This is a genomic window from Pseudomonas edaphica (assembly GCF_005863185.1).
Classification (GTDB): Bacteria; Pseudomonadota; Gammaproteobacteria; order Pseudomonadales; family Pseudomonadaceae; genus Aquipseudomonas; species Aquipseudomonas edaphica.
Genome location: NZ_VBVZ01001067.1, coordinates 1 through 869, shown reverse-complemented (window position 1 = coordinate 869; position 869 = coordinate 1). Strand labels below are relative to the sequence as shown.

Here is an 869-nt window from a genome sequence, read left to right as displayed (position 1 = left end):
CAGGCGCAGTCGCGCAAAGACCTGACGTTCACGCGTAGACGCTGACCAGTGGGAGCAGGCAAGCCAGCTCCCACACAAGCCAGTTCCTGCAGAGGGTTACGCGGCGTGCAGGCACTCCAGCGCGCGGTCTGCGAGGGTTTTGGCCTGGTTGACCAAGTGCTCGGTGGCGCCGGCCATGTGGTGTTCATCACCGCTCAGCGCCTGGCGGGTGGCTGCTGCGGTGGCGGCTGCACAGCGCAGCAAGTCGCAGATTTGGGCGAGGGCGTCTTCGAAGCTGAGGTCGTGATGCACGGTGAAGGATGGCGGTGCGGCGGGTTGCAGGTAGTGGCTCAGGGCGCGTTCGAAGATTTCACGGTCGGGGGTGAAACGGGGTGGGTCTGGGACGATTTTGGTCATGCGGATATTCCTACTGAAAAAGGAGCCATCCGGATGTCGGTCTCACTCGACAGCAGGGTGGCAGCTATGTGCAGGGTGAGAATACCGGACAGTAGGACTCCAGCCAGACCGAAGTCTGCCTGCACACAGCCGCCATAGAGCGTGTTGCTCGCGGTTGCGGCGCTTGGCGCCTACTGGTTCACAGGTTCTCACACCCGATCGCTGATATGCAGCGACGGAGCGAAGGCTAGCCAGTGAAGTGAGCAGGCGCAAGGCCAAAGGATTGTCTAGGAAACTTCCCGCAAATTAAAGGGATATGGACTGCTGGCCTTTAACAATGCATGTCACCCAGGCTACACCCATCATCTGTGGGAGCTGGCTTGCCTGCGATGCAGACACCTCGGTATTTCAGCAACACGAAGCCTGTGGCAAGTGTGCTGTTGTGGCGAGCAGGCTTGTCCTGCGTTGGGCCGCGAAGCAGCCCCAAACCCTGT

At 60.6% G+C, this 869-nt stretch carries 1 protein-coding gene; it reads right to left on the bottom strand.

What is annotated here, in order from left to right; genetic code table 11:
- Positions 1 to 96: 96 nt before the first annotated feature.
- Complete coding sequence (locus FEM54_RS33285) at positions 97 to 396, bottom strand: DUF6124 family protein (RefSeq protein WP_138454366.1); 300 nt, start codon at positions 394 to 396, stop codon at positions 97 to 99.
- Positions 397 to 869: the final 473 nt, after the last annotated feature.

Excerpts from the sequence above, each read along its gene's own strand:
- FEM54_RS33285 (WP_138454366.1), bottom strand. The coding sequence starts at position 396 with ATGACCAAAATCGTCCCAGACCCACCCCGTTTCACCCCCGACCGTGAA.